At 44.4% G+C, this 12,927-nt stretch carries 11 protein-coding genes and 1 pseudogene; 5 read left to right on the top strand and 7 right to left on the bottom strand.

Going from position 1 to position 12,927, the window contains the following annotated elements:
* Positions 1-70: 70 nt before the first annotated feature.
* Both AC4MRV_RS00060 and AC4MRV_RS00055 read right to left on the bottom strand, forming a co-directional pair.
* Positions 71-2,641: a cytochrome c peroxidase gene (locus AC4MRV_RS00060; RefSeq protein WP_491185375.1), complete on the bottom strand. Its 2,571-nt coding sequence runs from the start codon at positions 2,639-2,641 to the stop codon at positions 71-73.
* Entirely contained in the window at positions 2,641-4,272 is a 1,632-nt protein-coding gene (locus AC4MRV_RS00055; protein ID WP_491185374.1) for an Lcl domain-containing protein, read from the bottom strand. Before AC4MRV_RS00055 ends, AC4MRV_RS00060 begins: the two co-directional genes overlap by 1 nt.
* A 180-nt stretch (positions 4,273-4,452) precedes the next feature.
* On the opposite strand from AC4MRV_RS00055, the gene AC4MRV_RS00050 reads away from it, so the two are divergent.
* Positions 4,453-5,481, top strand: coding sequence for a S66 family peptidase (locus tag AC4MRV_RS00050; protein ID WP_491185373.1), 1,029 nt, complete (start codon positions 4,453-4,455; stop codon positions 5,479-5,481).
* A gap of 71 nt (positions 5,482-5,552) precedes the next feature.
* Here the strand turns inward: AC4MRV_RS00050 and AC4MRV_RS00045 are convergent, their stop codons facing one another.
* Positions 5,553-6,338 (bottom strand): substrate-binding periplasmic protein, encoded by a 786-nt coding sequence (locus AC4MRV_RS00045; protein WP_491185372.1) that lies wholly within the window; start codon positions 6,336-6,338, stop codon positions 5,553-5,555.
* A 580-nt stretch (positions 6,339-6,918) separates the two neighbouring features.
* Here AC4MRV_RS00045 and AC4MRV_RS00040 point away from each other — a divergent pair.
* Positions 6,919-7,236 (top strand): hypothetical protein, encoded by a 318-nt coding sequence (locus AC4MRV_RS00040; protein WP_491185371.1) that lies wholly within the window; start codon positions 6,919-6,921, stop codon positions 7,234-7,236.
* A gap of 341 nt (positions 7,237-7,577) precedes the next feature.
* The gene (locus AC4MRV_RS00035) at positions 7,578-8,174 is read left to right on the top strand and encodes a hypothetical protein (protein WP_491185370.1); all 597 of its coding nucleotides are present in this window, start codon (positions 7,578-7,580) and stop codon (positions 8,172-8,174) included.
* 152 nt (positions 8,175-8,326) lie between these two features.
* Here AC4MRV_RS00035 and pcp read toward each other — a convergent pair whose 3' ends face one another.
* Together pcp and AC4MRV_RS00025 are read right to left on the bottom strand one after the other, a co-directional pair.
* Positions 8,327-8,965 carry a pyroglutamyl-peptidase I gene (gene pcp, locus AC4MRV_RS00030; RefSeq protein ID WP_491185369.1) on the bottom strand — a complete coding sequence of 213 codons (639 nt, stop codon included), beginning with the start codon at positions 8,963-8,965 and terminating at the stop codon, positions 8,327-8,329.
* Positions 8,966-9,046: 81 nt separating this feature from the next.
* A complete protein-coding gene (locus tag AC4MRV_RS00025) occupies positions 9,047-9,517 on the bottom strand; it encodes a hypothetical protein (protein WP_491185368.1) in 471 nt (156 codons plus the stop codon).
* A gap of 313 nt (positions 9,518-9,830) precedes the next feature.
* Between AC4MRV_RS00025 and AC4MRV_RS00020 the strand changes: the two genes are divergently transcribed.
* Complete coding sequence (locus tag AC4MRV_RS00020; RefSeq protein WP_491185367.1) at positions 9,831-10,352, top strand: hypothetical protein; 522 nt, start codon at positions 9,831-9,833, stop codon at positions 10,350-10,352.
* A 178-nt stretch (positions 10,353-10,530) separates the two neighbouring features.
* Positions 10,531-10,851, top strand: coding sequence for a DUF4144 family protein (locus AC4MRV_RS00015; RefSeq protein WP_491185366.1), 321 nt, complete (start codon positions 10,531-10,533; stop codon positions 10,849-10,851).
* A 218-nt stretch (positions 10,852-11,069) separates the two neighbouring features.
* Here the strand turns inward: AC4MRV_RS00015 and ahpF are convergent, their stop codons facing one another.
* Both ahpF and AC4MRV_RS00005 read right to left on the bottom strand, forming a co-directional pair.
* Positions 11,070-12,638 carry an alkyl hydroperoxide reductase subunit F gene (gene ahpF, locus AC4MRV_RS00010; RefSeq protein ID WP_491185365.1) on the bottom strand — a complete coding sequence of 523 codons (1,569 nt, stop codon included), beginning with the start codon at positions 12,636-12,638 and terminating at the stop codon, positions 11,070-11,072.
* A gap of 149 nt (positions 12,639-12,787) precedes the next feature.
* Positions 12,788-12,927 (bottom strand): annotated as a pseudogene (locus tag AC4MRV_RS00005) (peroxiredoxin); the annotation flags it as partial.

Here is a 12,927-nt window from a genome sequence, read left to right as displayed (position 1 = left end):
GAATTAGCTATTTAACGCAGTGCTAAGCCTTAAAATAAAGCCAGTATGATAACTCATACTGGCTTTTTCATTATTGGCCGAGTTGCTCTTTGGATGCAGGCTGCTGCGGGCTAGGCGCGGTAATCACCTGCATAAAGGCTTTGAGTGCCTGAGCCTCCTCAAAGGTGAGATTGAGAGGGCGGATCTTCTCTGACAGCTTAGGGTAGTTTGGATCGTATTTATCCCAACCAAACGGAGCGTTGCTTGCCATGCCTTCCGAATACATTGAAATTACGCCATCCATGGTATGAACTAAACCATTGTGAAACCAAGGTCCGGTATTCATCACATCTCTTAGCGATGGTGTTTTGAACTTACCGACACTGTCGCTATTTTTATCAACATTGTATTGCCCTAGATCCTCATAGAAGGCTTTGTAGTAGGTTAGGCCAACATTTTCGAACTTATGATTGGTCAGCTCTGGGCCCATATGGCAATTGACGCAGCGACCGTTGCGACGATAAATATCCAGCCCCCAAAGCTCTTGATCGGAGAGGGTATTCGTCTCACCGTTCGGTGCATCCTCGATGAACTGATCTAAGCGGCTTGGGTTGCTGACAATGGTTCTTTGGAAGGTCGCCAATGCCATTGAAAGTTGCTCCTTCGTGATCGTTTCTTCGTGAAACACCGCTGTAAATCGTTGCGGATAGCTTGGGTGATTATTAAGTCGGTCAATCAAGTTGGGCAGAGTTTCCGCCATCTCTAATGGGTCTTGGATTGGCATCAAAGATTGTTGCTCAAGATCAGCCGCGCGACCGTCCCAAAATAGCGAAGGTAGAAACGCACTGTTTACGATAGTCGGGGCGTTGCGTTTGCCATGTTGACGATTGTGACCGATAGAGACTTCTAAATTGTCCGTCCATCCTTTTTTGGGATCGTGACAGCTAGCGCAAGACACATCTCGATCTTGGGATAAGAATGGGTCGAAGAAGAGATCTCGACCTAAAGCCACTTTTTCCGTTTGGTATGGGTTGGTATGTGGAAATTCAGGCTTTGGCATAGTCCCCAGCTCTTGGTACTCATCCATATCATCGACAAAGGGCGCAGGCCAATTGTCTGGAGAAGTGGCGTAGGCTTGTCTTAGCTGCGTCATATTGGGTTTGCGGTGTAGGCCGATAGAACGCGGATCTTCGCTTGCTCGTGGCTCGAACTCACTTGCGACTAATAGCAGCTTCGCACGTTGCCCAGATTCTGGTTCTGACAAGGTGAGTGAATCTGGGCTTGGTAGATCAATAGTGCCGTAACCAGACTCTGTTGCGACCCAATATTCGCCTTGTTGTGGGTGGTTTAGCGACTCGGCGTAAAGCAGTTCATAGCTGCCACCGTTTACTTGCTGGTGCAGCAACATAACGAGTTCACCTATGGTTGGTACGCGCCAATCGCTCCGTCCACACTCTGTTCCTTGGTTGACGTATTCGAGCACTTCTTGTAATTGGCAATGAGATTGGCCGCATTCGTCGGTTGAGTCTCCGTCGATAGAAAACTCATTGCGAGTACCTGTAATGTCATTATCGTTAGGTGTTAGCCAGTAAACGTATGAGAATTTTCCGTCACGCAGGTAGAAGTTATCACGTACTCGTCCGCGCATATCATCCAAACAGCGCCAAGGCGTTTGGTTGAACTCATCCGTTTGTTTCTCAAGTGCAATGGGTTGACCTTGGTCATTGAGGCGAATAAAGCTCGACTGCTCTGATTGTGGCTCTATTTGCTCACTCGGTTTGCTGGGATCGCGAAACTCACCGCTGACTAACATCGCAGATGCAGGCTTACGTTTATTTTGCTTCGACACCTGCATATTCTGCGCGCCAAAGCTATAGCGATGAGCGAGGTTATCTTGCTGCACATCACTGGCATCGGAAGCTAACCAGTAATACTCAAAGCCAGTTTCTGGGAAAAAGAACGGGTCGATGGCGGCTTGGTTACGATCCAAAGCGAAATCTTGCTGGCTTGTCAGGCTTTTGAGCTCGTAAGCATAAGGTAAGCGCCAATCAGATTTGCCGCACCATTGTTGGGTATTAGCGTACTCAATCAAGGCTTCCGTATTGCAGTTTCTTTGGCCAAGAAAGCACTGTGCTTCTAGATCTGGTAAGTTGGCATCCCAATCTTGCCAACCAAAAGTCTGATGTTGTGGTGTTTTTGGAACAGCCCAGCTGACGCCTAAGTGAGTCTGCGAATCACTGACACATTGCCAATGATCTTGTTGGTTTTGGTCATTGAGCGCCAGTGAATGAAACCTAGGTTCATCGCCGTCGACTCGCACCACCCATTTGATGGTTGTCTGGCTAGCCGCGTCACGGATTTCTACACGAAATTGGTCCGTGCCGATTTGCGAATCTGAAGCGGTATAGTTTATCGTCGCGTCATTAATGGTCAGTTGACCATACTTCGGACGCTCCAAAATATGCAAGGTTTGTTGTTTTGTCAGAGTATAGCGGTACTCAATACTCTCTCCTAAATGCAATTGAGATTTAGGTTGAGTGTCGATAACTGCAGGTTGTGTGTTAGCCGACGAGTCTGATGAGGAACCAGAACCGTTACAGCCACCCAAAAGTAGCGACGCTGCAACCAGTGCAGCGCCATGATTGATTGAAAGAATTTTCATTATTGAGCGTGAGAAGTCGAGATTAAACGAACACGGAACAAGCTGGTGTCAGCTTTGAAGCTGCTTTCAGCCCCTTTGCTTTGGAATGCAACAGCAGCACGAGTGCCAGGATAGTTAAGACTCTCAGTTTGTGTCCAGTAGTAGCTATCAAAGCCGACAACCGTGTCATTGAAAATGGTGTCGGTGTAACCCGCGCGGAAGAAGAAGCCTTCCAGATTGAACTCGAATGTATCGATGAGCAGGGATTTTAGTTCTTTTTCGGTAGGCAAACGCCAATCATCACGACCACAAAGTGTCGCTTGGTTGATTTGGCTAACGTACGCTTCAGCTTGGGCGTAAGTCATCAGTGAAGCCTCAGGAGCAACTCGTTGCCAAAGAATATTGATACTAGGTAAAACCGTCGCATAGTGGTTGTCTTGTGTACATTGCCATTCTAGAGCAGTTTGATCTTGTAATGGCTGACCGTACTTACCGAGTTTTACAAAACGTTCTTGCCAGGAGTCATCTTCATTTCCGTCTACATTGATTTCTTGTTTCAAATCTACAGTAATGATCTCTACGTCATCTGGTTTGGTGTCTATCTCATCGGGAATGGTATCCCCGCGAACCAGCATTGATAGGCGCGGCTCATTGGTTGAACGTGGTGGCATTTTTTCATAGGCGAAGTCATCACTCATCCACATCACATAAGCATCACCAACCGTAGAGTTAGAACCTTGCCAATCTCCGTCAACCGCATCTGCGTCATGCCCGTCTTTGTATTGAGTGAAGGTAGCCGTCCAGTACGCTTCATCAAAGTTTGCATCCATGTAAGGGAAGAAGAAGCGATCAATCGGAGATAGGCGCTTTTCGTTATCAAACATATCTGCAGTTAGGAGCGTTTTCCATTCGTTGCGCGTCGGTAGCCGCCAGTCTGAATGGCCGCATAGCTGCTGTTGATTGGCGATCTCGATTAAGCTGTCGGTATTGCAGTCCCCTGTTAGGTGGCAGGTTGCGGTGGCAAAATCGCGATGATTGATTGTACGATCACCCCAATAGTACGTCGCATCAAACGCAAATGAACCGTTAGACTGCGGTACTTGCCAAGTTAGCTCGGAAGAAGCGTCGACGATACACGCCCAATCACTGGCTTGTTTAGTGAGCACTTGATCCTCTGCAGGTAAAGGTGTTCCTTCGAGTGAAATTTTTGAAAAGCGAGTGCTTACTTGACCTTGGTCGTCTTTGAATAAAGGTAGAGCGTATCCAGTAACTTGATAGGTTTGCTCACCTATTTGGTAGTGAATTTCAAATTTATAATTTTGCTCAGACGCTGTCATATTTGCCGCAGTGGTAGAGCGCGCCGACATGGTGCCAGTAGGTAGGTAAGATGGAGAGAAGTTTAGTTTACCCGTTGCAGTATCGACTTCGGCGTGACCAAAGTTACTGGATATGTCGCTTACAGAAGCGGCGTTTTCTATGGTAATACCCGGTGCATCCAGTGCTAGTTTGGACTCGTCGATGATTTGAATACGTTGAGCGGACAACTCAACGTGTTTGGTTTGTTGAGCAGGGGTGTTGTCAGAACTTCCGTCAGAATGACAACCAGCAAGTAAAATAGCAGTCAGTAATGCTGTAAATTTATGTTGTTGCATTATTATATTTCTAAGGCTGATGAATGGACCGCGATATTACAAGTGGTCAAACCTTTATGCAAATCTAAATGATAATTCTTATTGTTACGTTACTTATCTAAATTTAGTCATTGCAACTCGTTGTAATTGATTGAGTAAGTCGTTAGTTTGGTCTTTGGCTTAAATTAATGAGAAAAAACAATGAAGTACCCTAATCCGTTACGTCAAGGAAGCACCATTGCAATTACGGCATTCTCCTCTGGGATAGCCAAAGCCCACCAGCCTAGGTTCGATATCATTAAGAAGCATCTTGAATCAGCTGGTTTCAATGTCGTTGTTGGCGACTGTTTATACGGTGAGCTCAAGCATGTTAGTGCGCCCATCGAGCAGCGTTTAGAAGAGCTGATGACGTTTCTTCTCGATGACAACATTGATGCTATCTACCCACCTTGGGGTGGGGAGTTGGCGATGGAGCTATTACCCCTCATTGATTTTTCCAAACTAGAGCATGCAAGACCAAAATGGATTTTAGGCTTTTCTGATATTAGTACTGTGGCAGTTGTGTTTGCGAGCAGACTTCGCTGGGCGACAGGACATTGCTCTAACTTAATGGATGTAGTCCCAGAAGCGACGGACGCCCTTACTTCCAACACACTCAACCATCTTGCCACCCCTCTAGGCGAGAGTTTTTCTCAAAACGCATTAGGTATGTATGCTAGTCAATGGCCTGATATTGCCAATAAACCCGCTGCAGGGATAGATCCCGATACGCCTTCAAGCTGGAAATGGTTAGTAAAGCCAGAATTTGGCTCAGTTATAGAAGGACGCTTGATTGGTGGTTGCTGGGATACCTTGCTGCATCTTTTTAATACAGAGTTCTTGGATCTCGCAGCCTTGTCTCAAGACTACCCAGAGGGCGTTGTACTTTATTTGGAGAACGCAGAAATGTCGCCTACTGATGTGGCACGAACGTTACTTAGCATGAAGTTTAAAGGTGTATTCAAGCATATCAATGGTCTACTACTTGGCCGCAGCGCTGTGCCAGAGCCAACCGATGAAGAGGCGCTTACCTACTATGAAGCGATTCAAGCCGGCTTAGCCGATATTGGTATTCCGGTTATCTATGATTTGGATATCGGCCATCTACCCCCTAACCTCACTTTGATTAATGGCGCATTAGCGAGCGTAGAGCTGGAAGAATGTGGCCGTATTCGCCAGACACTTATTTAGGTGAGAAGGACCAAATGTCAGTGCTTATTAAAAAGGGATAAACACTGACATTTAAAGAGAACAAGTGATCATTATTTCTCTTCGGCTAAGTATTTGTTCATATTGCCCTCTATCACTTCATCGCGTATTTCGCCGATGACTCTCCAGAGTTCACTGACTAATGCTGGATCTTCTTTGGCGAGCTTAGGGCTAAAGATGAGATAGTAATCCTTGGTCGATATAGGAGGGTTCATTCGTTCGATGTTGCTTAGGCCTTTTGCATCAATATAACTACTAGCAATATTGCTTTGGATAGCAACAGCAGCTAATCGCCTTTTGTACAACATCTCAAATAACTTTGCTGTACTTTCTATTCCTAGCGTATTTATTTCATTTTCTTTCAGTTTATTGATGATTGAAAAACCTGCGTGAGCACCAACTAACCTATTTCCAAGCGACTCCAGCTTTACTCCGTCCCACTTCAATTGCTGATCTTTCAGTTTATAGAAATAGTAATCTAACGTAGCAATGCGCAGCGTGCTATCCGCTTTCTGCTCTTTCATTGGGTACTTTGCGAATTGGGCTCGCTCTGGGTTGTAAGAGAAGATAAAACCGCCGTCTACTCGGTTGGCTTTAATTTGGCTTAGAACTCTCTTTCCAGGAAGCCTCACATAATTGATTCTAATATTTAGCTTACGTGCAGCTTGCTCTAAGACATCAATTGATAAACCAGGCGGTGTAGCGACAGAAGTGCCATTGCCCATTTGAAAAGGGAAAGATTCCACATCAGAGTATGCAAATGTTAACGTCTTGATTGTAGAAGCATTTAAATCCGTAGAACTCAGTGTAATGACTAATGCTAAGAGCAGAAAGCGCATTGGTCGTACCCTTGATGAGATTAATCTTATATATGTCAGTATAGAGTGCGAGGCAGTCACGTGAGCGTTATTCGGTGATGAAATCTCAGACAATAGTGAATGGTTCGTCGCTTTATGTCTAGGCCTAACTAACAGTAGGCATGAAGTGCATTAGATGCTCGATAAACACATTCAATGTTTTGAAAATCAAGGGTTTCTTTTGAGCTGAGTAATAAATAAACGTCTGACTTAGATCATAGTAATCGCGTTATCTCTGCTTCGCTTTGGTTGCGGTTTGCACATTCTGGCTAGCGATGCTTCTTCTGTTAATTATTGAAAGTAAACATATTTTTAATCATCTTTCGAGGACTCTTCGAAAATACCGAGCAAAAATGCAACTTTAAATTACTTTTTCAGTAATTGCTCTCAAGATAGCTTGGGTGGGACACAACAAAATAATCAATATAAATATGAATAATTTGAATGTTCCTTCTGCTGCCGTTGCTTTTTCAGAGTTGTCTACGTCTAGTCGCGGTTGCAAGCACAGCGCCCAAGCTTTTCCTTTGGATGAGCCAATGGGCTGTACGATTGATTGGAGGCAATGATGATTTTAACCGGTGAACTAAAAAAAGTCGGCACTATCGTTAGCAACTTAGTGGATATCGTTAAGAAGCATGGCGTAGAGCTAAACAGCGAATCCATGTACTACATCAGCAAAACCTTTAAAGAAAAAGTAATTCCTTGCAGCCGCAATGTGCATTACTACCTCACTCTTAGCAATGATGTAGGTGAAATCTTAATCACTAAAATTGTCCACGCGAGTAACTCGATCGACATTGGCTTTAAAGACATTTATGGCAATAAGCTCGCCAATGCGACCATCACAGATAAAGGTGAACTCAAAGAGTATCGCTTGTAATGAACTAAAGCCTGCAAATTTACTCCTATCCATTTGCAGGCATTTCATATCTAGTCGTATGTAAAAACTCACGTCACTTTTGTTAAGGGCTTCAGTCAGAGTTGGCCTTGATCGAATCGTTTTCCATTCACAAATAGCTTCGCTTCCATCATATGGATTATCGGTAGTTCTATGCTCTGTGACTCGGAGGTAGTTATCTTTCTCAAATCCCCTACAGATCACCAGTGCGTTAGCGTCTTGGATGAATAATAGACAATATGTTGAATGGATAAATAACTTTAAGTATGATGTTCTGTATGTAAATTAGCTGTTCATTTGAATGTTTTATATCGAGGTAAGTCGTGTCTAAGATTGCAATTTCTAAGTTTTTTGAGCAAAGACTGGAAGCTCCACTCCACAATACCGTTTGGTCTTGGGGAAGCGAGAATGATAAAGGCATTTATCTTAGAGCTTGGAACCGTACCAAAGTCGGGGACAAGTTTGATATCGCGAGTACAGGTATGGAGATAGACAGTGAGGGAAGAATGCGACCTGGTGGGGTGGAACGAGCGAAACACGTGAAAGCGATCGCACAGGGCAAACCAGGCTACATCGTGACAATTGATGGCTACGTCGATGAGAGTGGCAAATCTCATATTGTCGATTACAACGATAAAGCTGTTTTTCGTATTGTTTCATTATCTACAACTACAGCTGGTATTACGTTAGCAGAAGTGGACTATGATAATCCGATCCTTATCGACTCCATTGGAGAAGATACGGATGTTGAAAGCATCATCCAGTCGATTCAAGACAAACCATTAATGTTGGCGACATTGGCCAAAGCACAAAAGCTTGGCTGGCAGGTTACCGGTCAAACTGAACGTGGTGTTACGATTCTTTTAAAGGGCAAAAAGACAGGTCTAGTTTCTTACAATGGCGAGTTTTCTGCGTCTTAAGGGCTGTTATGTATACTCAAGGAGACTTTTGTCCGCACTGTGGTTTGATGGTTATGTTACCTACTGACATTGAGCCTCAATGTCTTGGGTGCGGGCGAGAAATCAACGAAGAAGACGACGTTCAATAAGTGAAATGCTTGATTAACTAGCGATCAGCAAATCTGGCCGCCAGTGAAGGCGATATCATGTTGGTTGTCGATGGTTGTTTGAGCGACTAAGCGCAACCCTTCTACGATAACGTCGAGCGACATGGTCGCTTGATCTCCAGTTGTATCTTGTTCTGGTAGCAGAGGAATATGCACGAAACCATGACGTATGGTTTTATCTCTTAGATAATGTTGAACGCCATAGAACAGATGGTTACAGACAAATGTTCCTGCAGTGTTCGATACCTGACAAGGAATGCCTTTTTCACGCAATGTTTGGGTGATTACCTTGATAGGTAAGGTCGTGAAGTAAGCCGTCGGGCCGTTCACTTCTATTGGCTCATCAATTGGCTGATTGCCTTCGTTATCAGGGATGCGGTAGTCATCGACATTAATTGCTATACGTTCTGGTGAAATACTGGTTCGCCCTGTGGCTTGGCCTACCGTAATTACTACGTCTGGTTTTTGTGTTTCAATTGCGGCAATCACTGTTTCGATGGACTTGTAGCGAGTGACGGGTACTTCGCAAACGACAATCTCGCCGCCGTCTAGCTTGGTATGAGGCAGCTTTTTGAGCGCTTCTAACGCTGGGTTAATCGATGCACCGCCAAAGGGTTCGAACCCGGTTATCAGTACTTTCTTCATGTGTGTTCCTCAGTATGTAAAGCCCGATATTCGTAATACATTTACTTTTGCCTCGAGTTTTCCTGCCGTGAAGAAGTAAACCTAGTCTTCAATTTTAAAACAGATAGCCGTTAGGCAGATATCAAAGGTCGCTTCATTAGGTGTTTGAAAAGATACAAACCAACTGCTGTCACTTTCTCGGTTCGATTCCGTGAAAAATGATGTTACCTTTCCCTCTACTATTCTTTTACTTTGCTGGCCAACCAAAACTGAATAGCCATCAGGGCAATGAGCGACGATTTTATCGAATGAGCGACTGCTCTGGTTTTTCATGCATTTTTTGTCAGAGGTTGCGATCAGGATGTTCTTGTGGGCGGCTTTATCTACATCCAGACCCTGAGAGATAAGCCTCTCTACAGTCGCGTCAATAATAACAGGATGAACATAGTACTCTTCTCCATTCTCATACTCACTGATCGCTGTTGAGATTGATTGACTTAGTCTTTGTTGGTTTGAAACGCACCCCATTGTAAGAGTCAATGCTCCAAAAAGTATTGCTGCTCGAAACTTCACTTCTATCCGTAGCCTCTTGAAAAATCTAGTCATCGAAAGCCGATAACTAAAGCGTTAATCCATAAACTGACGATAGTTTGTCATTAATTACCTTCAGAGAAAACACTCTGTCATGTTCTGTTAACGTTATTTTTCCTAGCAGAAGTTAGCTGAATTTGGGAAGCGATGAAATAAACGCCGTGCGGGCGTCAAGGTTCACAATATAGCCATTAACCTATTGATTAATAATTGAATGGAGATGTTGAAGACTGCATGATGTGCACGTAAAAGGAGAGCGTTAGCTTAATTATTTTTAGTTAGAAGGAATGACAAAATGAGAATAGTGTTGCTAGCAATGCTAACTATATTACCTAACATTGGGTACGCGGAAACGTTATTAGATGATGAAACTGTAACCATAGCGGCCTCCGCGGATAAGATTATAGAGGCTACGATTAGTTTAGATTTTAAGACCGTTGTGGACTTCATGCCTCAAAAGTTGGTTGATGCAGCGGGTGGCAAGGAAAAATTGATTGAAATGTCTGCGATGTCTTTTCGTGAGCTAAAGTCGAATGGCTTAAAAATAAGCAATTTTACTTATGAAATGCCGAACGATAAGACGGTAACATCACTCAATACTATAGTGTTGATCCCCACCCAAATGGAGATTAAGTCTGACGCAGTAACGATAAAGTCAGATAGTTACTTAATAGGCTTTAAGCCTCAAGGCGGTAGTGAATGGAAGTTTGTTGATGCCTCAGGTATTAATAATAGAGAGGGTATAGAGTTTTTGTTACCTGAGTATCCAAAAGATAAATTGTTACCACAAGCAACGCATCAGGTTATCGAACACTAAAGCGAGACAAGTATCTAAGAGTGATTCATGCAGTTCGTGGCCAACTAATAATTCAAAACAAATTTCCGGTGCATAGCGACTTCGTTTGAAGTTGGTTTGTGTGTTTAAGGTGCAATGGTTTAATTTGGGCTTTTAGTGTTGTTCACCTTAATTGGACGTTAGGTTAGGGGATAAATAAATGATTACTTGGCCATGTATTTTTAAACTAGATGGTGACTCGGAACTGCTATATCTTGGCTCCAACTCTCAGCTAGTTACTGAGTTAGAAGGTCTAATTTGGGATAGTTCAGATCGTCTTATAGATAGTTATGGGCAGTGTTTTTTGGTCAAAATAGAAGGTGATGGCTATCTGTTGGAGTCTGAAGGTATCAAGCTAACTTTGTCAGAAGTAACTCAATTGGTTCAAGAGCATGAGTTTGCGAAAGCAGAAATGTGCCTGACCAAGATCCACTTTTCATCCATAGCTGAAGCTATCACATCGCTCTCGTTAGAAAAATGACCATATAACCATAACCACCCGATGGCGTAGAGGTCACTCCCGAGCACGCTCTTAAGGTTTAAATTACTTGCCCCAAAACCAAAAAAGCCAGCAGTGAATACCTGCTGGCAATACTTTGGGCTTCCAGTTTTTGTTTTATTTCTTATCGTCAAATTCTACGGTGCCCCGATGGATTTTGTTCAAACCCACACCGCATGTTCTGCGACAAATTGTTAAGATTAACCTTGCTTACGGATTAGGTAGTCAAATGCGCCTAAGCTTGCTTTTGCACCTTCACCCATCGCAATGATGATCTGTTTGTAAGGAACGGTTGTTGCGTCACCGGCTGCAAAGACACCTTCTAGGCTAGTATCGCCACGGCTACCGACTTCGATTTCACCGCGCTCAGATAGCGCTACTTCTGAATCTTTTAGCCATTCTGTGTTTGGTACTAGACCGATTTGAACAAAGATACCTGACAGTTCAATCTCTTTGATTTCATCTGTGTTGCGGTCTTTGTACTTCAAGCTTGTTACGCGAGTACCGTCGCCCACTACTTCAGTAGTTTGCGCCATCGTGATGATGTCTACGTTTGGTAGTGAGTTCGCTTTGTCGATAAGCACTTGGTCTGCGCGAAGTACGTCTGCGAATTCAAGAACCGTTACGTGTTCTACGATACCAGCAAGGTCGATAGCGGCTTCGATGCCTGAGTTACCACCACCGATAACCGCAGTTTTCTTGCCTTTGAACAGTGGACCGTCACAGTGTGGGCAGTACGCGACGCCTTTGTTGCGGTATTCTTGCTCACCCGGAACGTTCATTTCACGCCAGCGTGCACCAGGGCTTAGGATGACACTCTTACTCTTCAGCGTTGCGCCGCTTTCAAGTTGGATGTGAATCAAACCATCTTCTGTGTGTGCTGCGCCCATTAGCTTCTCAGCTTGTTGCTCAGTCACGACGTCAACATCGTATTCTTTTAGGTGTTCTGCTAGGTCAGTTGCCAGTTTTGGACCTTCAGTGCGTTTTACCGAAATGAAGTTCTCGATTGCCATGGTGTCCATAACTTGACCACCAAAGCGTTTAGCAACAACGCCAGTGCGAATACCTTTACGAGCAGCATATAGAGCAGCTGCGCTACCACCAGGACCACCGCCGACAACAAGTACGTCGTATGGGTCTTTTTCGCTCAGTGCTTTCGCGGCTTTCTCGCTCGCGCCGTCATCCACTTTGTTTAGGATTTCAGTCAGAGACATACGACCTTGACCGAATAGCTCACCGTTCACGAATACGCTTGGTACGGCCATGATGTCGCGTTGTTTCACTTCATCTTGGAACAAACCACCGTCGATCATGGTTGCTTTTACTTTCGGGTTGATCGCCGCCATCATGTTGAACGCTTGAACCACGTCCGGACAGTTTTGACACGACAGTGAAATGAAGATTTCTACGTCGAGATCTTTGTCTAGTGCCGCGATTTGCTCAATCACTTCTGGTTCTAGTTTGATTGGGTGACCGCCAGAGTGAAGCAGTGCCAAAACTAGAGAGGTAAATTCGTGACCCATTGGCAAGCCTGCAAAGCTCAATGATGTGCCTTTCGCTGGGTTCGTTACCGCCATCACTGGTTTACGTGCGCTTGCGTTGTCGTCACGTTCAACGGTAATTAGGTCGCTCATCTCTGCGATTTGGTTCGCTAGAGACAAAATGTCATTTGATGCTTTGCTTTCATCTAGGCTAACCACTAAACGTACTTCTTGTTTCACGTTAGCCAGATATTGTTTGAGTTGTTGTTGGATCCCTTGGTCTAACATCGTTGTTAATGCCTTAATTCAATGGTTACTCTGGATAAAATCGGAGGGGGAGAGCAAACCAGGCCGAAGGTCGTCAAAGTATCTAACCCGGAATGCTCTCTTTATTTAGCTCCTATCAGCATGTCAGATAGGAGCTTAAATTCAGTGGCTTAGATTTTGCCAACTAGGTCTAGAGATGGTGCTAGCGTCTCTTCACCTTCTTTCCATTTAGCTGGGCAAACTTCGCCTGGGTGTGCTGCTACGTATTGAGCTGCTTTCACTTTGCGTAGTAGGTCTTCTGCGTCACGAC

Source organism: Vibrio sp. (assembly GCF_984391705.1).
The sequence above is the reverse complement of the archived record's forward strand: the minus strand, read 5'-3'. Positions and strand labels throughout refer to the sequence as shown.

Coding starts and splice junctions, on each gene's coding strand:
- AC4MRV_RS00060 (WP_491185375.1), bottom strand. CDS start 2,641: ATGAAAATTCTTTCAATCAATCATGGCGCTGCACTGGTTGCAGCGTCG.
- AC4MRV_RS00055 (WP_491185374.1), bottom strand. CDS start 4,272: ATGCAACAACATAAATTTACAGCATTACTGACTGCTATTTTACTTGCT.
- AC4MRV_RS00050 (WP_491185373.1), top strand. CDS start 4,453: ATGAAGTACCCTAATCCGTTACGTCAAGGAAGCACCATTGCAATTACG.
- AC4MRV_RS00045 (WP_491185372.1), bottom strand. CDS start 6,338: ATGCGCTTTCTGCTCTTAGCATTAGTCATTACACTGAGTTCTACGGAT.
- AC4MRV_RS00040 (WP_491185371.1), top strand. CDS start 6,919: ATGATGATTTTAACCGGTGAACTAAAAAAAGTCGGCACTATCGTTAGC.
- pcp (WP_491185369.1), bottom strand. CDS start 8,965: ATGAAGAAAGTACTGATAACCGGGTTCGAACCCTTTGGCGGTGCATCG.
- AC4MRV_RS00020 (WP_491185367.1), top strand. CDS start 9,831: ATGAGAATAGTGTTGCTAGCAATGCTAACTATATTACCTAACATTGGG.
- AC4MRV_RS00015 (WP_491185366.1), top strand. CDS start 10,531: ATGATTACTTGGCCATGTATTTTTAAACTAGATGGTGACTCGGAACTG.
- ahpF (WP_491185365.1), bottom strand. CDS start 12,638: ATGTTAGACCAAGGGATCCAACAACAACTCAAACAATATCTGGCTAAC.